The following is a 21056-nucleotide window of genomic DNA, read 5'->3' as shown; positions in this document are numbered from 1 at the left end:
CTTACCGAATTTTAATAGAACCTTTCGCAGGCTGCATTCGCTGCTTCTGATTGGCCCGATTCGGTTGGTTTGAATCGGCTCAGGAATAGCCGGGGAATCTGCGGACGTGAGTTGACGCAGCATTTGTGTCTGTTTGGCGGATGTTTCGGAGCGATAGCGATTAACAGTGGCACAGCGGAATGAAGGCCGAATGCCGTTCCGTTTTTACTACCCACTGAAATGAAGACCGAACCTGATGATGAAAATTCGACGAATTGTGTGCTGTTGCATGGCTCTCTCTTTGGCACCAGTGTCGCTGGCGCAGGCGGACTCGCCGAGTCCGATGCAAGCGGCGTCAAGCAAGCTTGCCAATGGTACCCAAGCGAAAGACTTCCAATTACACGCCGTTGCCGGTGAGCTTTCAGGTGACGTGCGGTTGAGCGATGTGACCGGTGACGGTCCGGTGGTAGTCGTCGTGTTGCGGGGTTATCCGACCAAGCAATGCCCGGCATGCACCGCTCAAGTCGGCGACCTGATTAAGCACGCGGACCAATTCGCGGCAAAGAACGCTCGGCTCTTGTTGATCTATCCCGGTGATGCGTCGCAGCTGGGCATGCACGCGGAAGATTTCTTACATGGAACGAAACTCCCCGCTCCACTAACCATGTTGCTCGACCCCGGTTATCAGTTCACGACCGCCTACGGGCTGCGTTGGAATGCGCCGCGAGAAACAGCGTATCCCTCGACCTTCATCGTTGACAAGGCAGGCAAGATCACGTTCGCCAACGTCAGCAGCACGCATGGCGGTCGCGTCAAGTCAGCCGAAATCTTGGCCGCGTTGTAGACCGTGTGCCTGGTCGGCGGCGTCTCGTGTTTTACTGAGACGCCGCCGAGCCGGTGAATCGAATGTTGCTCACGCTCGACGGCATCTCGACCGTCGGGTTTTGTGCCTTCCCGGTGATCTTTCGCACATGCGTCTGCACAAACAGCACCATTTCATTAAACGTCAGTTCGCCGTCGCGGTTATAGTCCGCTTGTGGTGAACTCAGGAATTCGAGGATCGCTTTGGTGAACGCTCCGTGGTTCCAACTTGGCGATTCAAAACTGCTTTCTTCCGCCAAACAAGACGCGAACACCACGTGCCCTCGGCCGCGCCAGATATCCGTGCCGCTTTGCGGATGCGAACGAACCCGCGAGTCACTGACGAATCCGCCGGCGTGACAGGTATCGGTGAACAAGATCGTGTTGGTCGGAATTTTGCTTAGGAACGAATCCAATTCCGCGTCGGAGATGGCCGTTGAAATGAGCCGATCGATGTCGAGTTCGTGACCGGCGAAATACCATTCGTCGTAGTCATCGAATAATCCGTGGCCAGCCAAGTACACAATCACGGTGTCATTGGGCGCGATGGACTGGGATAGCAGCCACGCAAAGCCGTCTTGCCGGATCGTTTGGCTTGTCGCGGTCTCGTCCGTCAACACCTTCTTGATCGTTTGCGAATACGCGGATGACTTCAAGTTTTCCCAAGCGGAGGCAAACGCCTCGGCGTCCGATCGGGCGTAGCCCAAGCGAAACTCGTCATTTTGATAGTTCGAGATTCCAATCGCTAACAGGAACAGTCGGCCTTGTTCGGCGTTTGTTGATATGCCACCACGTATCGTGCAGTTGACGGTCTGGCTGCCGCGTGTTTGGTTGGAACTGTTTAACGACAATTGAATTTCGTGTTCGCCAGCAGGCAGATCAATGGATTGCTCGTACCAGACCTCGACGCCATCGGAGGTCACACGTCGCGACGTTTGCCGCGGCCGACCGGGAACGGAGTGCCCGTCGACTCGATAGCGCACTTGGCTGAATACCGAATCGGCGGTGCCCCGGACGCGCGAGACCACGGTCAGTTTGGGATCGTCGCTGACAAAGTTCGGAACCGGAGAAAGGATATCGATCTTCGGCGGCAACCGTTTCGTCAATTCGTTGCGTGTCACGTCTGCGAGGGCGGGAGCGACTTCGAACCCGACCACTTCTTCGGCGACCTGGTTGAGTGCCGTCGCCGTGTCGCTGTTACGAATCGCATAACGTACCGCTTTGGGCTGATAATATTGTTTTTGAAACTGCCCGAGGGGATAGAAGCGTGCCGTTTGGTGCCGGGCGTTGTTGATGTGCCAACCGACGAATTGACCACCTTGGCTCGAAGATTCGTAATAACCCTCTGGCGTCCAAATCACTCGTTCGTTGTCGCGGGTCAACAACGCGCTGGCCAATGGTAAGACCATGTCCGGTGCGTCCGCCAAACGAACATTGACGGTAAAGCGTGAACGCTGCGATGGCACCCGATCGGCCCCCCTGAGCAACTCGATGCGGACTGATTGGCCGGGCCGATACTGTCCCGATTGAATTTTTCGGATGCGTTCGTAGAACGATCCATCATCGAAACGCAGCAAAGTATCTTCGGCGCGGATCCCTGCTGCATACCCACGGCTCGCAGGGGGAACATCGCTGACGCCGGTGCCGTCGGTGGCAAAGTCAATGTCGCCGAGTGTCCGTGCCGCGCGGATAGGCCAAATCCTTAACGTGCCATCGAGCGAACTGCTGACGAGTTTTTGCCGATCAGGCGAAATGTCGAGGCTGGTGATCTTGGCCGTGTGCCCCATGAATTCTTTGGTGATCCGAAGTGCCACGCGGCCGTTGGGCAGGATTTCAATGTTCGCTTCGATCAATTTTCCGGCGTCGGTTCCGATCAGACAGGTGTTGCCTCGTCCGTTGTCGCTCGGGTCGATGAATTGCATGCACGTTGGATTACCAAATTTCAATTTGGGGATGCGTATGCGGAGATTGCGAAACTGCGTCGAGACCGCCGGATCCACCCAAGGGTCGAGCACGTATCGTCGCGAAGTATCGTTGGTCTCTCGCGCGTAGAGTATCCATTCATTGGGCGTCTTTGTTGAATTCTCGTCGGATGTCTTGAGTATCATCAGCTCGATCTCGCCGAGCCTGTCGTGCGTCGCCGTTGGCCGAATCGGCCGGTCTTCGATCGCACTCGCTTCGCGTGACGTGAGCTTGCTGACTTGAAAATTGGTCAAGTCCATTTGTTGGTCGACGCCGCCATATCGATTGAAATTCCATCGACCTTCGGGATAGTTCGTGTCGCTGAACTGTAGTTTTTGACCATCGCCGGACCAACGCACATTCCACAGTGACTGCGTGACCGGACGCACGATGGGATGCAACAGTTTGCCGGTTTGGGGATCCCAGACGTGAATCTCGCCGAGTGAATCGGCGCTGGCAACCTTGTTACATTTCTCGTTCCAGGTGACCGCCGTTGTTTCATAGCGGTGTTCGTGAATCGCGATGTCATCGCCATCGGCGTCAAACGATGCGGCAAAGAATTTCTTCTTGACTCCGGTTCCGATCAGGACGAGATGAGGTTCCAAACGCGCTTTCGACGAGTCCACGGTGATCAAGTCTTTGTGAGACCGCCATTTGCCAAACGGACCGCGGCAATTGTTGTGCTTGTTGTGTAACGCTCGGACCGACGCGGGAATCTGGTTGAGCGTCGGCAGCACACGTCGCTCGTTAATCGAAACGACGTCCACCGATCTGCCGACGAAATTAAAACCCAGGTAACGTTCGTCGGGTGTGAAAGTAAAGAAGTCTTCCGGAACACTCAGGTCACTTGGTCGCAACGTCCTGCCCCAGCCGACCTTAAACTCGATCTGCCAATCACCCACACCTCCCCGCCTACGGTAGAACACGATATTGCCGTCACATCCCCATGTGGCCAACCATCGGCCTGAGTTTGAAAACGTGACCCCTCGCGTGCATCCGGTATGGCCGGCGATCAGTTGCTTGATCGTGTCGGGTTGTTTCAAGTCGTAAACCCGGGTCGATCCGAATTGGCTGTTGTCGGACACGCCGACGATCAAGTGTTGATTGTCCGGGGCGAAGGTGAGCGAATCGATGTACCCGATGTGAAATCCATCGGGCTCTTGATATCCACGCAGTGCGGCATGCATTTGGCCGGTCTGCAGGTTCCAAATTCGCACCGTTTTATCGGCAACGCCCGCGAGCCATTTGCCGTTGTCGCTCAGTGCCACGCGTCCGATCCGACCCGAGAATCCTTTGGCGTCTAAAACCAGGTGAGGCCGTTGATTGGGAGGCGATGAAAAGTTGGCGTCGATGAAATCTTCCGCGTCGCAGAGGCAAACGACGAGCGACGCAGTGACCATGGCTGTCCAAAGGAGAACGCATCGAACTTGATCCGTGATAATCGGCGTCTTTGCCAAAACAGCAGAAGCGGACGTGTTTGACTTCATGACAACTCCGATTTTTGGCACTGCACGGCGAAATGGTGCGGACAATTGTGAAGAGTGATTACGACGGGTTGGCTGAGAGCGAATTGCCGGCTCCATCGCTGATAGTCCCCGAGCGTCGGGCGGATTCCGAGGTCGGGACCGCGGGGCGTCTCGCGATCGGGACGCCAGTGCAAGAACGCCAGCACGCCTCCAGGAACGATCCGAGGCAAAATTCGACGAATCAGTTCCTCAGGTTCTTCCAAGTGCATGATGTGAAACAACACGACGGCGTCATAATCTCGACATCGATCCGGTAAGTCATCCGCAACGAAATTCCCCTGAAAGACAGATGCATTTTTTAGATCCCGAGCGGACAATCTTTTCCTCGTTCGAGCAACCATTTCCGGGTCGATGTCGACGGTGTCCACCTCGCCTGCAAACCGCTGCGCTAATTCGACGGTGAACGTTCCGTATCCGCAGCCGAGTTCAAGCAGCCGGGACGTTTTTGTGGAGTCTCGGAGAAAAGGAAAACCATCGAGAGCACCAGCAGGATCAAAGAGAGACTCCCAGTAAGCCTCATCGGGCATGCCACTGTCTCGAACTCGCATGGATGGTTGCTCTCCCTGACGAAGTCGCTCGGTTTCTGAATGCCCCAACAGCCAGCCGTTTTCCGCGTCCGCGTTGAGTCAGGCGGAAGAGAAACGACGCTGCCCCTCGACCGTGAAAGGAATGGGTGGTTTTGCTCTACTCCTGCGATTGTAGCGGAGCCGAACATGTGACGCATCATCGCAAAGGAGGCCACCGTGCGATTCCACTTTCAGCCCGATGTATGAGACGACTGCAAAGCGAAACTACGCAGGGCGCGGAGTCAACTGACAGCGCATCCGAGGAAGATGCGCCCGCCGGTCGTTCCGGTTATTTGGATCGATTCGGCAAGTACTGTGCTATTAACTGTATCGTACGAATTGGTCGATTGGGCTGGTAGGGACATGACCATTGTAGGCGCAGTCGTCGAGGCTGAGGTCTTGCCGACCGCCACGCCAACACGCAAAGGAAGTCAGGGGCCAAGGATGGCGCTACTAAGACAATCGACGACGAATGCATTGTTGACTGTATCGGTTGTGATGATCGTAGTGGTCGGGTGCCAATCGCCACAGCCTTGTTGCGACCCACAATTCGTGTCCAGCGAGCTGGGTTGGAGAACGCATGCGCAACCCGAGCGAGTTTGTCCGGGGCGTGAAGTGATCCCAGCGGGAGTTGTTTTGGAGGACGGCCTCAGCGAAGACGAAGCGGTGCAGATATCGCTCGTGAACAACTCCGCGTTTCAGGCCACGATCGCTCAGCTCGGTATGGCACATGGCGATGCGGTGCAGGCGAGTTTGCTGGCGAACCCTCAATTCCTGACTTACTTTCCGACCTCTTCCAAAGAAGGTCAGTACACACTGTTTGCACCGATCGAGTCGTACCTATTGCGGCCGACTCGAGTGAAAGTCGCCAATCGCGAGTACCGCCGCGTCGGTGAGCAATTGGTGCAAAATGGTCTCGACTTGGCTCGCAACGTGCGAGTTGCCTATGCCGACTTGGCCGTCGCGAGCCAGCAGGCGGCACTCGCCAATGAAGCCCTGCAAATTCGCGAGAGCATTGCGGAACTCACGCAGAAACGTCTTGAAGATGGTGACATCAGCGAACTGGAGACGATTGCCGCCAAAGTGGATCGACTCAATGCCAAGGCAGCAACCGGTTTGCAAGCCAATGCCGTCGCGATTGCGGAAGCACGGCTCGCCTCGCTGATCGGGTTGACGAACTTGGACGCGCCTTTGATTCCATTGCCCATCGAAACTCCAGTAGTGCCTACGCTCGACGAAACGTTGCTGATCTCGCAAGCACTGGCGTGTCGGCCCGATTACGCGGCGGCAAAATGGGCCGTCGCGGCGGCGTCTCAGCGTTCGCGGTTGTCTCGTTGGCTGTTTCTGCGGATGGATGGCGTGTTGGACGTGCGCAGCAACCCGGGGCGGACGGGGGGCGGGATGCGTTTGGATATCCCAATCTTCAATCGCAATCAGGGAGGCGTGATTCGCGCCGATTGGGAAGTTAATGCCGCCATGCACGCTCGCGATGCGATCCACGACCAGATCGTCGCCGACGTCCGGACGGCGGTTCGTCAATTGCAACAAGCCAGCGAGAATCTCCAAATCCTCGAACAAGATGTCGCGCCGACGCTCGTCGAAGCGTTAGAGATCTCGCGTAAGGGGTTCGCTGACGGAGGAACGGAGTATCTGCTCGTCTTACAGACCACGACTCAGTATTTGGACGCCAGAGCACGCATTTTGGATCAAAAGGCAGCTTGCGCGCGGGCCTTAGCCGAGTTGGAACGGGCCGTGGGATGCCACCTCGAAACCGGTGGCGTGGACGTCGAGCAAATCTTGGCTGTGACTGATTCTGAACTTGCGTCGATTGAGGTAGAGAAACTCGACCCATAAGAACGCGACGTTGGCTGGGCGAGGATTGGGAGCATTGATAACGGTGCTCTGCATTTTCACTTTTGGCTCGATGGGAAAACCGACGTCGGGATTCTGGGGCGGGTTTTTGAACTAAGGTGTTAGTACTATCATGCGGCCCCTGACCGCACTTTTTCAAGGCGAACCGTTGTTAACCCCATTGAGACTGGCCACCGCATCGATCCTGCTCTTAACGGTGCTGGTCGGCTGCGACCGAAAATCCGAGAAGTCCAAGCCGGAATCTGTCAAACCGGCCAAGGTCGAACGGCTGCCCGTCGAAACCGAGTTGGCCAAAATTACGTTGACCGAAGATGCCAACCGGCGACTGGGCATCACGACCGTCGCGGTTGCAGAACGGGAGGTGATTCAACGCCGAACGTTGGGCGGACAGGCGGTGATTCCATCGGGAAGGACGATCCTCGTCTCGGCTCCATTGGCGGGAATCGTGACGCGTGCGGATGATCGTTCGTTGCCAGCCCCAGGAACGAAGGTCGCCGCGAACCAGCCTTTGTTTTCGCTCCGACCGCTATTGTCGGCTGAACGCGACGTACCGACACCGGCCGAACAGGTGCAACTGGTCGGTGCACGCGCTAATCTGATGGCGGCGCAAACTGTCGCGGCGGGGGATGTGGATCGTGGTAAGGCGGAAGTTGAGGGGGCCAAGATCGCATTCGATCGGGCGACGCAGCTGCTCGCCGATCGTGCCGGTGCTCGCCGCGCCGTCGATGATGCCGAGGCGACGCTAAACATTGCAAAATCAAATTTGGCTGCGGCCCAAGAGCGTGAGAAGCAACTGGCCGGACTGGTGAAAATGCTGGAGGTGAAATCTCCCGACGGCGAAGCCACGGCGCTTCCCATGTCGACGCCAATTAGTGGTTTGATCAATCGTATCGAAATCAGCGAAGGCCAGACTGTCGCCGCCGGCGCCGTGATGTTCGAAGTCATCAATACGGACACGATTTGGATTCGCGTTCCGGTTTTTGTCGATCTGCTTCCGATCATCCAAGTCGATCAATCGGCGAAGCTCGTGTCGTTGTCCGGTAACGCGTTTGGTCAATCCGTGACGGCCAAACCGATTGCGGCTCCACCGACCGCCGACGCGTTGTCGTCATCGGCCGATCTGTACTACGAAGTCGACAATCGCGAGCTTGGTCTGCGTCCCGGACAACGGATTGGTGTCGAACTCCCGACTTCAAAAGCAGGCGCGTCGTTGGTGGTTCCGAACGGCTCGATTGTGATCGATATCTACGGAAACACCTGGGTGTATATGGTAACAGGCGAGCGGGAATACACTCGCAGTCGCGTCAGCGTTCGGTTTGTCGACGGTGATGAGGCAATTCTTGCGGCGGGGCCAGAGGTGGGAACACAGGTTGTTGTCGATGGCGCCGCCGAACTGTTCGGTACCGAGTTCGGAGCCGGTAAGTGAACTGGCTGATCAAAACCTCGTTGCAATTCCGATTGCTCGTATTCGTGTTGGCCATCGCGTTAATCATCGTGGGTGTTCGTACGTCCGATTCGGTGCCGTTGGATGTGTTCCCCGAGTTTGCTCCGCCGCTGGTCGAGATTCAAACCGAAGCCCCTGGCATTTCGACAGAGGACGTTGAGAGTCTGATCACGGTTCCGATCGAGAACGCGGTAAACGGAATCCCGTTTGTGCAAACGGTGCGATCGAAGTCCGTGCTCGGACTGTCGAGTGTGCGATTAATCTTTGAGCCGGATACCGATCTACTCATCGCCCGGCAATTGGTGCAAGAAAGATTGGCACTCGCTGCGCGAACATTACCGATGGTCGCTCGACCGCCCGTGATTCTGCCACCGCTATCGTCACTGAGTCGTTGTTTGAAGATCGGGTTGTGGTCCGACACCCAGTCGCAAATGGACATGACCGTATTGACGAAATGGACGATTCGTCCGCGGCTCATGTCCATTGCCGGTGTCGCTAACGTCGCCGTCTGGGGCGAAAAAGAGCCGCAATTGCAAGTCGTCGTTGACCCCGACCGATTGCGAGCGAACAGTCTCTCGCTCGATGCGATCCTGCAAACCGTACGCGACGCGACCGCGGTGGGAGCGGGTGGGTTTGTCGATACGGCTAATCAGCGATTGGCACTCCGCCATGTTCCCGCCGTTTACACACCCGAGCAACTCGGCGAGATTGTTGTCGGTTTCCGGGCTCCCGCGTCGGCGGTGACTGGGCAAGCGGTCGTTTCAACACCGATGCGATTAAAGGACGTTGCGGAGGTTACCTACGATTACGCGCCACCGATCGGCGATGCGATCATCAACAGTCGGCTGGGGTTGCTGTTGATTGTCGAAAAGCAGCCCTGGGCCAACACGCTCGATGTGACGCGAAACGTCGAAAAGGCGATGGCGGAGCTGAAACCTGCGCTGGGCGCTGTCGAGTATGACACCACCGTGTTCCGCCCGGCGACGTTTATCGAGCGGGCCTTGACCAACCTCAGTCACTCGATGCTTTTCGGTTGCGTTCTGGTTGTGATCGTGTTGCTGTTGTTCCTATTTGATTGGCGGTGTGCCATCATCAGCGCAACCGCAATCCCTCTTTCGTTGCTCGCCGCCGTCATGGTGTTGTACTACCGCGGCGGCACCGTCAACACGATGGTACTGGCCGGGTTGGTGATCGCGTTAGGTGAAGTGGTCGACGATGCAATCATCGACGTTGAAAACATCATGCGTCGATTGCGACTTAATGCGAAGTTGGAAAAACCACGCAGCAACTTTGCCGTCGTGCTCTCAGCGTCAATGGAGGTCCGCAGCGCCGTGGTCTACGCGACCGTGATTGTCGTCCTCGCGTTCCTGCCCGTGTTCTTTCTGACCGGTCTCGCCGGTGCATTCTTTCGTCCGTTGGCGGCCGCGTACATTCTGGCCATCCTTGCGTCCTTGTTCGTTGCGTTGACCGTAACACCAGCAATGTCGCTGATCCTGCTGCCCAAGTCTGCCGGGCGTCGCAGCACCGATGGTCCGTTGGTCCGGTTGTTCAAGCGAATCTACCGTGCCGCGTTGGGCTTTGCGCTGCGGATCAAATGGGGAACGATCGCTGTCACGTTGGTTTTGTTCGGATGTTTGGTGTCGACGATTCCGATGCTCGGCGAGCAGCTAATGCCCAAGTTCCGCGAGACTGACTTTTTGATGCACTGGGTTGAGAAGCCCGGCATCGGTATCGACGCGATGAACCGGATTACCATTCGAGCCAGTGATGAATTGATGGCGGTCGATGGTGTCCGCAATTTCGGATCGCACATCGGACGGGCCACAGTTGCCGACGAAGTCGTCGGCCCGAACTTCACAGAGCTTTGGATCAGCATCGACGATGACAAAGATTACGACGCCACGGTTGCCGAAGTCCAAGAGATCGTCGATGGCTACCCCGGTCTCTATCGGGACTTGTTGACGTATCTGACGGAGCGAATCAAAGAGGTCCTGACCGGGACGAGTGCCTCGATCGTCGTGCGTGTCTACGGCCCCGATTTGGAGCAGTTGCGTTCAACTGCCAAGGATATCGAATCGGTCATCAAGACGATCGAAGGTGTGACGACGTTGAAAGTGGAACCGCAGGTGTTGGTGCCGCAAATTGCGATCGACATGAAAGTGGAGTCTGCGTCTCAATTTGGCCTCACTCCCGGTATGTTGATGCAAAACGTAACGACTCTGGTCAATGGAATGCAAGTTGGCGAGATGTATCGCGACCAAGCGATCTTTCCCGTCGTCGTTCGCGGTGATGCCAAGCTAAGAACGGATTTGGCGACGCTCAGCGATCTGATGATCGACACACCCTCGGGAGCTCAGGTGCCGTTATCAAGTGTCGCCAGTTTGACGATCGTACCCGCACCAAACGTGATCCAGCGTGAAGGTGCCTCACGGCGACTCGACGTGACATGCAACGTGGACGGTCGCGACCTCGCATCGGTCGCCAATGACATCGAGGCCGCCGTACTCGCCAACGTGAACTTCACGACCGGATATCACCCAGAATTTTTGGGTGAATACGCCGAAGCGAAAGCCTCCCGTCAGCGGTTGTTGCTGTTGTCGCTCGGATCGATCCTCGCAATCACCATTATCCTTTACATCGACTTTGAAAGTTGGCGTTTGGTGTTGTTGATCTTGCTCGCTTTGCCACTGGCACTGGCCAGCGGACTTTTGGGCGTCTTCGCCGGTGGCGGCATCATCTCGCTCGGTTCGCTTGTCGGCTTCGTCACCGTCTTGGGAATCGCCGCACGCAACGCGATCATGCTGATCAGTCACTACCGTCATCTCGCCGAAGAGGAGCCTCACATTACCCCGCGAGAATTGATCGTCCGAGGAGCTGAGGAGCGTTTAGCACCGATTTTGATGACAGCACTGACCACCGGCCTCGCGCTAGTACCGCTGATCTACACCGGCGAACTCCCCGGCCAAGAGATCGAGTATCCGATGGCGTTGGTGATCTTGACAGGCCTCGCCGGTGCGACGATCGTGAACCTATTGGTGCTTCCCGTGCTATACAGTTCGCTGGCCCCCAAAGCCGCGACAACACCGCAGCCACGCTGAAAGTTCATGCATTAATCAACGATGTCAGTGGCTTGTTCTTGGCAGTCGGACGGTTGGCTCACCAAGTGTTTGATGACAAACGCGTTTTCACTTTGCCCGTGTTAGGTCATGCAGCAATCCAATCCAATCCATACCAAGCTTCAGACACGGACGCGATTTCGGTTGAGGAATCATTGCCAAGTTCTCGCGTGCGTTGGGCGCTAATCGGTTTCTTATTGGGGGCCGGGATGCCGGTTGGGTTTGGAATTTACTCCTTGCATCAGGAGAGTCTCTACGCGGCGTCGCTTGGACCCGACGAGGCCGCGTGTGGCATGGCGGCCCTCGGCTCAATTGTCATGATCTTCATTGGCGGACCGTTTTGCGGGGTGATTGGCGGTTGCACGGGATGGCTTGCGGCCGTTGTGCGAAATTCAACTCGGGCAGCGTCTGCTTTGCGTCAAACGAATGCGTAAAGAAGGTGGCAGTCCGCTTGCGAACCATCTCCGTTTGTCAAACGGCTGTAAGGTAAGATGGGCAGCTTCCGCTGTTGAACGCGACTAGGAACACTTAGCGAACCCGTGTCCCGTTCGCTTTTGTTATTGCGTCTCTGAAAGGATTCCCTCGCTCCGATGACGTCTGTCCGCTATCGCCATCCGTTAATTCGGCCAATCTTTCTCGCCTTTCTGGTGCTAGGTCCCTACGCCGTATTGGCTTACATGGTATTGATGCCGGCCTTGTTGATGCTGCGTTCGGCATGGCAGAAGCAGCCCAAACTTCGATGGCGGGCTGGCGTGGTCGCGTCCGTGATCTTGGCAGTCATGGTCGCCTTCCCTTCCTCACCCATTTTCATTGGTTACGATCGTCCTATCGACGCGTCTCGGTTTGGCAATGCAACCGGTTATTGGGGGATCGTTGCGTGGCAACTCCCGTTTCTAAACATCTCGCTCATTACAGCCACCGCCTTGTTTCCACTGACCGCCTTCGCGGCATACGACACGAAAACTCAGAGGAAATACTCGGGACGGAAACTGACGGGGTGAGGCTGCATGTTTTCCGTGGATCGATGTATGTAATGCACTTCGTTCGAGGCGATTGAACAACAAGACAAGCGAACGCGGAGGGACGTCGATTGGTTGACTGCGGGATTTCAAATGTAGCGAAACGCCTAAAACAACAGCCCGCAAGCCGTCCGGTAACGCGAGACCGGTCGGCTTGCGCCATTTCGCTATGAATAGCACTCAAACAATCAATGACCCGGAGCGTTTGTGTTTGGACTGAAAATTGCCTTCGTGCGTGAAACGAACAGACGTTATTTTTATTCCAGCGTTCCATTTTTGGTCTGAAAACCCATGACGACTCACGATCTCCACATCGTTACCGGTGCCGCGGGTGTCGGGAAAAGTACGTTTGGCAAACATCTCGCTATCGAGCACGCGGCGGCACTGCTCGACAGTGACACGGTCACCGAGCCGGTCGTGCGGGCGGGGCTCGCGGCTGCGAGAATGCCACCCACGGATCGTGACAGCGCCGAGTACAAACGGATCTTCCGCGATCCCGTCTACGAATGTTTGTTCAACACCGCCGCTGATAACTTGTCTCACGTCAGCGTTGTGATCGTCGGTCCGTTCACGCGAGAACTTGAAGATGCGGCGTGGCCCGATCGTCTTCGTTCCCGATTTGGGATTCAGCCGACCATCTGGTATCTCACGTGCGACGATGAGGAACGCCGGCGGAGAATTGAGACACGCGGCAACCCGAGAGACCGGGCAAAGCTGATTGATTGGAGCGGGCACGTCGCGAACGCACCCCCAACGGAACCCGCATTCGAAGTCAAATACGTCGACACAACTTCTTAGAGAACCATGCGTTCACCAGCGTCGATCGTGATCGATCATGTTGCCGTGGTTTGCCCGTCAACTCGCGCCGAGTTTCTTCACGATCTCTTCATCGAATTTGAGGCATGGGTCCGGTTTCCTGACCGAAAGGGAGGCCCTACGCTAAGCACCGTACGAATGAGTTTACATTGGACGTTCCGGTGGTGGCATCGGTTTCGCGGACAGCCCTGGCCAATGGGCTGTTGATGTTATGGAGATCCAAGATGAGACGATCAGCACCGAAGCGTGATCGAGGAATCACGTGCGATCCCACGCTCCACTGCGGATAATGGGAATAGACGCCCGCCGAAGCCATAATGGTTGATTGATTAGTCGCACCTTGTATGAGATCGGGAGTCGTTCCTTGACGTTTTCTGAAAAGGGGGCTTTGTCACTCCCAGGGAAAGGTGCCAAGCAATTGACTTTCGTTCGTGTTCGCTCTGCCTGCTTTCGCTTGTGCATGCGAATAGGGTACACGCCAGCCTCACTCGTTCGAATCTGAAACACTTTACCCCTCACACGTCGCTGCGATGCGGCGACTCATCCAACGCTATCACTGAAGAACCTCTCTTATGCTTCGTACACTCGCCGTTTTGGTCGTGCTGGCCTCGCTAGTGCCAATGAACACGTGTTTGGCGCAAATGATTGTGGCTCACCGTGGCGCGTCCCACGATGCACCTGAAAATACGCTCGCTGCGTTTGAATTGGCTTGGGAACGTGGGGCCGACGCGATTGAAGGGGATTTTTACCTGACCAAAGACGGAGAAATCGTATGCATTCACGATTCAACGACGAAACGTGTTGCGCCGGGGCAAGCGGAATTGGTGGTGAAAGACGCGACCCTGCAGCAATTGAGCCAATTGGACGTGGGGAGTTGGAAGGACGCGAGTTACGCCGGCCAGCGGATTCCGACGCTGTCTCAAGTCTTGGATATTGTTCCTCCCGGAAAGCGGATCTTCGTCGAAATCAAATGCGGTCCCGAGATCGTTCCGACGCTGAATAAGCAACTGACCGTTTCCGGTCTAGCTCCGAATCAAATCGTCATCATCGCATTTAATGAAGCCGTGGTAAAAGCTTGTCGTCAATCGATGCCGCAGTATCAATGCAATTGGTTGACTGGTTTCAAGCGGAAGGAAGCGTCGGAAGCTTGGAAGCCGCTGCCTAACGCTGTCATCGCCAGTCTTTCGAAATCAAACGCCAACGGATTAGGGGCCCACGACAACGTAGACGTTGTCGATCAGAGCTTTGTCGATCGTGTTCACGAAGCCGGTTTTGGATTTCATGTTTGGACGATCAATGATTTGGAATTGGCACGGCGTTTCGTAGGGATGGGAGTGGATTCCATTACCACGGACCGGCCCGCGCTGATTCGTCAGGCTCTTCCATCACCGGAGCTTTCGATGACGGATGATTCGCCCTTTCACAGTGTTGTTTGCCAGGGCAACTACTCGCATCATCTCCAAGGGTTCGATGTTGGTGACGAGAGTATCTATTGGAGTTTTACGACGACGCTCGTGAAGACCGATCGCAGAGGCAAGGTTCTGAAGAAGGTGCCGGTCGCTAATCATCATGGCGATCTCTGTTGTCACGACGGCAGGCTCTACGTCGCCGTGAACTTGGGCAGCTTTAACGATCCTAAGGGAAACGCGGATTCCTGGGTCTACGTGTACGACGCTGAATCACTCGAGGAAATCGCCAGACATGAAGTCCAGGAAGTAAAGTTCGGTGCCGGAGGGATCGGTTTTCGGGACGGTCATTTCTTTGTCGTGGGAGGACTGCCAGATGGCGTTCAAGAGAATTATGTGTACGAGTATGACAGCGCCTTCCAATATCTCGGTGTACATGTACTCCAAAGCGGTCACACACATCTGGGGATTCAAACGGCGACGTTCGCACATGACCGTTGGTGGTTCGGGTGTTACGGATCACCTTCGGAACTGTTGGTCACCGATTCCGGGTTTCAAATGCTGGGTCGATACGAATTCAATTGTGCCCTTGGCATTGCTGCCGGTTCGAAGGGCCGGTTGATGGTGGCTAACGGAAACTGTGTGAAGGATCGAGGTTGTATGGGCAGCGTGCGGCTGGCAGTCCCTGATCCGCAGCGCGGTTTGATCTTGTCGCAGCTTCAATGATTTTTGCGAGAGAGAGTGCGCCTTGGGCGATCGCGGTTGGGGGCGATAACCCGATCGTGAACAGTGCTTCTGAACATTTGTTGGCATGTTCGCTTGGGTTTGGTTAAGAAGCAAGTGAAACCATCGTTCCGCAGGCTTCTTTCTTCAAAACATCGTATCTGGACCGCGTTGTTTTTCGGTACGCGCCTTCGTTGCGTGTTAAGATCGACGCACATTCAGCTTGCGTGAATGCCCCGCCAAGTCCCACCGAAAGAGAAGCAATGATGCTGCCCAAGTTTTCCGCATGCCTATGCGCCGTGATTTTTTGTTCGTTCGTCGTTGCTGAAGAACCGCAGTGGAAACTGCAACCGCTGGCGTACAACAATCCCGGTTTGCAGGTCGATTTGGGAGTCGGGTTGTGGGCGTTTCCGTTGCCGATCGATTACGACAACGACGGTGACTTGGATCTGTTGGTAGGTTGTCCAGACAAACCGTCCAACGGCACATACTTCTTTGAAAATCCGACGCAGGATTCGAGTGTGAAGATGCCGGTATTCAAACCTGGCGTCCGCATCGGTCGCGGCGATCATTTCATGCAGCTCAGTGTGGTGGATGGCGAACCGGTCGTCATGCTTCCAGCGAAAGAGTTTCGCCGTGATGCGAAAACAGGGAGGTTTGATTTTTCAAAACCGACCAAGATCAACACGCACCCCAACCCGAATCATCATACCAAGGGCAACACCCGGGCGAATATGTGGCGGTACGTCGATTACGACGGCGACGGAGACAACGACATCATCGTGGGCAGCGGCGACTGGACCGATTACGGTTGGGACCACGCCTACGACAATCACGGCAATTGGCGTAACGGCCCGCTGCACGGTTACGTGTATCTGATCGAAAACCAAGGCAGTGCTACGGGGCCGAAGTACTCATCGCAGCCCGTGCGGTTGCGGGCCGGTGGCGGCGAGATCGATGTCTACGGCTGGCCGAGCCCAAACTTTGCCGACTTCGACAACGACGGAGACTTGGATCTGCTGTGCGGTGAATTTTTGGATGGGTTTACTTATTTCCAAAACATTGGGACGCGAACCCAACCGCTCTACGCCGCCGGGCAGAAGCTAAACAACGCAGACGGTGAACCGTTGGTGATGCACTTGCAAATGATCACTCCGACCGCGATCGACTGGGACGCCGACGGTGATCTCGATTTGATCGTTGGAGATGAAGACGGGCGGGTCGCATTGGTTGAGAACACGGGAGAACTCCGTGATCACCAGCCCGTGTTCCGCTCGCCCCGGTATTTTAAGCAAGAAGCCGACACACTCAAGTTCGGTGCCCTCGCGACCCCTGTTGCGTATGACTGGGACAACGACGGCGACGAAGACATTCTGTGTGGAAACACGGCAGGTTCGATCGGCTTATTTGAAAATCTCGGCACCGCTGAAAACGGCCTTCCCAAGTGGGCTGGCCCGAAACTGCTGGAGGTGCAGCAAGGCAACGGGACGCGGAAACCGTTTCGTGTGATGGCGGGCGAGAGCGGATCGATCCAAGGCCCCGCCGAGGCCAAGTGGGGTTATACCACCTTGTCAGTTGCCGATTGGGACGGCGATGGTGATGGAGACATCCTCTACAATTCGATCCTTTCCAAATTGGGGATGTTGGCCAACGAATCGGGAGTCCTCGTCGAGAAGAACTTTGATTTCGGGCAACTTGAATCGCCGCCGAAATGGTATTGGTGGCAAACGTCGTCCAGTTCGACGCTGACGCAGTGGCGGACGACGCCGGTTGCAATCGATTTCGATGCAGACGAAAAACTCGACTTGGTGATGCTCGACCAAGAAGGTTACCTGACGCTTCGCTCCGGTGGCGGCAAGGCTGAGCGTGTTTTCGTCGACGAGAACGGACAGTCGCTGCAACTCAACTCGGGGACGTGCGGACGTTCCGGGCGCGTCAAGTTGGCGGTCATCGATTGGGACGGCGATGCAAGACTAGACGTGTTAGTTAATTCCAAAAACGCGACTTGGTATCGCAACTGCGGCGATGTCGATGGCAAAGTGATGCTGAAAAAAGTTGGCAATCTTGCCGATCGAAACGTTGCCGGACACACCTCCAGTCCCGCGGTTTGTGACTTCAATCAGGATGGCAAACCCGATCTCTTGGTCGGCAGCGAGAACGGTCGGATCTATCATGTCTCGCACGACGATTGCAGGACGTTTACACCGGAGGAACTCATGCCGAGCAAACCACAATCTGCGGTGAAATCGGCGTTTCCGGCGTTGCTCTCGAGTGAGTTTCTTTTTAAAGAGGCCCCGTTCAAGGAGTGTCACGCGTCGACAATTTGCCAAACGACTCGCGGGTTGGTGGCATCTTGGTTCGGAGGCACCAAAGAAGCGAACAAGGACGTTGTGATTTGGACCAGCTTTCACGACGGATCGAATTGGTCGCGTCCGCTGAACGTTGCCGATGGTGTTCAGCACGAGGGACTGCGGCATCCGTGCTGGAATCCAGTGCTATATCAACCGCCAGGTGATGCACCGCTATTACTGTTCTTTAAAGTGGGGGCCAGTCCGCAAAGTTGGTGGGGTGAGATGATGGTCAGCTACGACCGCGGCCGCACCTTCACCGACCGTCAACGATTGCCCGAGGGGATCGATGGGCCGGTACGCTGTAAACCGATCTTACTTGCCGATGGTAAAACGCTACTTTGTGGATCGTCGACCGAGAACAATGGGTGGCGAGTTCATTTTGAAAAAATCACGCTGGTTGATGGAGAACCCAGCGGCACGTGGAAACGCATCGGGCCGATCAATGACGGCAAAAAATTCAGTGCGATCCAGCCGACGATCCTGACGTATCCCGATGGCCGTCTGCAAGCGCTTTGCCGCACTCAACAAAGTGTGATCGCCTCAACCGAATCGACCGATGGCGGCGAGACGTGGTCAAAACTATTGGCAATCGACATACCGAATCCGAATTCCGGAATCGATGTCGTGACGCTGAGCGATGGCCGCCAATTGATGATCTACAACCATCTCGGTTCAACTGAAAATGGCTGGGGGAAGCGGAGTGTTTTGAACTTGGCGATTTCAGACGATGGACTGAAATGGAAAGAAGTTGGTGTGCTGGAAAAAGAAAAAACAGGTGAATTCAGCTATCCCGCCATCGTTCAAACCGATGATGGGCGAGTGCACGCGACGTACACCTGGAACCGTAAACTGATCAAGCACGTGGTGATTGATCCGGCGAAGTTGGAATAGCCCCGATTAATAGGCGGCAGTGCGCAGGTGGTTTCACGGATGCGAAGAGACTCGGTTTGCAATCTGCCGGAGCGTCCTGGCGGTCTCTCCGCAAGTTTAGATTTCGGGCCTTATTCTGAACTTACGCGCTCGAACCAGATTGCGTCTGTGGAGTGAGACTTCCATCGTCGGCGATCGTCGTGAATGCAAGTCGGTTTGGTAGTACGTTTTGCGGGAACGTTTGTGCTAGGTCGGCACACATCTCCAGTCATTCGCCGCGCGCCACTGCAAACGCCGTTTTTCAGTTCGGAGGGTCGATCGCAGATGAGGTAGTCGCGCCTTCGATCTCAGCCGATGGCACGGCGATCGGTGGGGGATCCAGCCGAAACAGCTGCGACGCACTTCGTGTGCATCGGCCTCGCCCGCTTCGCTCAACAGTTTCAATGCTCAAGCCAGTGGGGGGGCGCACTCCACAGATGTGGTGGGCTTCTGGTCCGCCGACAAGAAAGGCAATTTCGCGTTTTTCTGTCCGGTTAGTTTTGTCACCGCCTTTCTCTCTTCACTCCGTGTTCAGCGGGGGGCGGCAACGAGGCTTGCCCCACTTACGTTTGAATCGAGTATTCGCTGCCTTGTTCATGGGCAAAATCTCATGCGGCTGCGCAAGATGCAAACAATCCAAGCAGCTCGCGTCCGCGACTCGTTCATGGATAAACAAATAGATGCGATCAAATTTCTGGCTCGTTTGTGAAACTCAGCACCCCTGGCGATGCAAAGTTGAGCTGCATGTCGCCTTAGTTTGGTTCGTCATTTGTGTCTCGCCGGTGCGGTACGCACCTTGCGACGGGCATTACTCCGAGGGGTCACTCATCTGATCTGAAGTCGTCCACAAGCTTATCGCGTGCGTGATATGCGATTTGAGACAAAATCAGGTGGCGATTCACGTTTATCAACTAACTCACGGAGACATACTTTGGATACGAGAAGAACAAATTCGCATGCTCACGCAGCCTTTACCCTGGTCGAGTTGCTGGTGGTCATCGCGATTATCGGTGTTCTTGTGGGACTCTTGCTGCCGGCGGTTCAAGCGGCGCGCGAGGCAGCTCGTCGCATGAGCTGTAGCAACAATTTCAAGCAGATCGGTCTATCGATTCACAACTACCATTCGGCCTACAACCAACTGCCCGTTCACGGCGGCGGCACGACCGATCCAAGCATGGGCATTTTGGGGTACGGAAATGGTGCAGGAAGCACCACGAATGGAGGCGGTCACAACGCCCTGCGGCTTAGCTTTTTAGTGGGGATTACGCCATTTCTGGAGCAGCAGGCTCTGTGGGAGCAGATCTCAAACCCCTACAACGAGAGCGTGTTTACGATCAATGACGACGCTAGCACGATGGGGCCTTGGAATGCGATGGGACCTAATCCCGGCTACCAAACTGCCTACGTCCCTTGGGCCACTGAAATTGCGGGTTTTCGATGTCCTAGCGATCCGGGGACGGGGCTGCCGGCGGCTGGCAGGACCAACTACGCAGCTTGTTATGGCGACGGGTACTTTGGAGTGGAACGAAGCAGCCCGGCGTTCAATGGTGCCGACGTCCAAGTGGCGGCCCTTAGGCAGCGTGGGTCAATGAGAGGTGTGTTCATGCCGCGAGTCAAAATGGGCTTTCGCGATATTACGGATGGTCTCGCAAACACGATCGCGGCGGGTGAAATCATTACTGACCTTGGAGACTACGACAATCGATCCGATTTGCTTATCCTTGGCATCGGATCGACGGGAGGTCCGTCATCGTCGGGACCGGCTTTCAATCAAACCCTTTGCACGCAACATGCCGCCATCGATGCAGGGCGACCACGGTTTTGGGACCCTGCGACACCTCGAGACAACAACAGCAGCGGGGGATTAGCCACGAACACCCTGAATCGACGAGGTTTCGTTTGGGCAGATTGCGGGACAATGTTCACAGCCTTCTTCACCGTGACTCCACCTAATTCCCCTTCGTGCAATTCCAACATCCACTCCTCCTACGCGGGACCAATTGCCGCCAGTAGCCGGCATCAAGGCGGTGTGCACGTCTTGATGGCTGATGGAGCCGTGAAATTTGTGACCGACTCCATCGAATCTGGAGACCAGACAGGTACGATCCCGTATTATGCGGTGCATGCTAATAACGGTTCCTATGTTGGCGAAAATGCTGTGGGCGATCAAAGCCCGTTTGGACTATGGGGAGCTTTAGGAACGAGAGCGTCGCGAGAAGTGATCGAGGGATTCTAGATCTCTTTGCACGCTACTGCCTAATTGCCCTGTTTGCTCAATGAATCCTGAAGGTCGGACCGGCCTTCAGGAGTTTTTACGGGTAGGAGGCATCCATTCTTAGCTCCCTTTGCTAGCGAGACATCCAATCTAAGCACGTCGGCTGGCGACTTGTGGTATGTCTGTCATTTGATGCTAACCGTGGTTTCTGCGTCCAACTAAAGCTATCACTGGACTGCCAAAAAATTGTTATGGACAAGACGTGTCACGGTCGAATGGCACGGGCATAGG

Annotated in this window: 11 protein-coding genes; 9 read left to right on the top strand and 2 right to left on the bottom strand. The window is 55.6% G+C overall.

The window, feature by feature from the left end; translation table 11 throughout:
- Positions 1-235 precede the first annotated feature (235 nt).
- Positions 236-823: a peroxiredoxin family protein gene (locus NB063_RS20155; RefSeq protein ID WP_250930569.1), complete on the top strand. Its 588-nt coding sequence runs from the start codon at positions 236-238 to the stop codon at positions 821-823.
- 31 nt (positions 824-854) lie between these two features.
- Here the strand turns inward: NB063_RS20155 and NB063_RS20150 are convergent, their stop codons facing one another.
- Positions 855-4289: a caspase family protein gene (locus NB063_RS20150; protein WP_250930568.1), complete on the bottom strand. Its 3435-nt coding sequence runs from the start codon at positions 4287-4289 to the stop codon at positions 855-857.
- Positions 4286-4876 carry a class I SAM-dependent methyltransferase gene (locus NB063_RS20145; protein WP_250930567.1) on the bottom strand — a complete coding sequence of 197 codons (591 nt, stop codon included), beginning with the start codon at positions 4874-4876 and terminating at the stop codon, positions 4286-4288. Before NB063_RS20145 ends, NB063_RS20150 begins: the two co-directional genes overlap by 4 nt.
- Positions 4877-5257: 381 nt before the next feature.
- On the opposite strand from NB063_RS20145, the gene NB063_RS20140 reads away from it, so the two are divergent.
- The 8 genes from NB063_RS20140 (at position 5258) to NB063_RS20105 (ending at position 20786) form a co-directional block, all read left to right on the top strand.
- Positions 5258-6748, top strand: coding sequence for a TolC family protein (locus NB063_RS20140; RefSeq protein ID WP_250930566.1), 1491 nt, complete (start codon positions 5258-5260; stop codon positions 6746-6748).
- Between the two features lie 130 nt (positions 6749-6878).
- A complete protein-coding gene (locus NB063_RS20135) occupies positions 6879-8192 on the top strand; it encodes an efflux RND transporter periplasmic adaptor subunit (protein ID WP_250930565.1) in 1314 nt (437 codons plus the stop codon).
- Positions 8189-11308, top strand: a complete 3120-nt coding sequence (locus tag NB063_RS20130; RefSeq protein WP_250930564.1) for an efflux RND transporter permease subunit — start codon at positions 8189-8191, stop codon at positions 11306-11308. Before NB063_RS20135 ends, NB063_RS20130 begins: the two co-directional genes overlap by 4 nt.
- A 608-nt stretch (positions 11309-11916) precedes the next feature.
- Positions 11917-12327, top strand: coding sequence for a hypothetical protein (locus NB063_RS20125; RefSeq protein ID WP_250930563.1), 411 nt, complete (start codon positions 11917-11919; stop codon positions 12325-12327).
- A 309-nt stretch (positions 12328-12636) separates the two neighbouring features.
- Positions 12637-13143, top strand: a complete 507-nt coding sequence (locus tag NB063_RS20120; RefSeq protein ID WP_250930562.1) for an AAA family ATPase — start codon at positions 12637-12639, stop codon at positions 13141-13143.
- 590 nt (positions 13144-13733) lie between these two features.
- Positions 13734-15293, top strand: a complete 1560-nt coding sequence (locus NB063_RS20115; RefSeq protein ID WP_250930561.1) for a glycerophosphodiester phosphodiesterase — start codon at positions 13734-13736, stop codon at positions 15291-15293.
- Positions 15294-15553: 260 nt separating this feature from the next.
- On the top strand, positions 15554-18532 hold the full coding sequence (locus NB063_RS20110) for an exo-alpha-sialidase (RefSeq protein WP_250930560.1): 2979 nt from the start codon (positions 15554-15556) through the stop codon (positions 18530-18532).
- A 949-nt stretch (positions 18533-19481) separates the two neighbouring features.
- Entirely contained in the window at positions 19482-20786 is a 1305-nt protein-coding gene (locus NB063_RS20105) for a DUF1559 domain-containing protein (RefSeq protein WP_250930559.1), read from the top strand.
- Positions 20787-21056: the final 270 nt, after the last annotated feature.

Origin of the sequence: Aporhodopirellula aestuarii, from assembly GCF_023701485.1 — a bacterium.
GTDB classification, from domain to species: domain Bacteria; phylum Planctomycetota; class Planctomycetia; order Pirellulales; family Pirellulaceae; genus Rhodopirellula; species Rhodopirellula aestuarii.
Note: the sequence above shows the minus strand (reverse complement) of the source record. Positions and strands in the feature narration are given on the sequence as shown.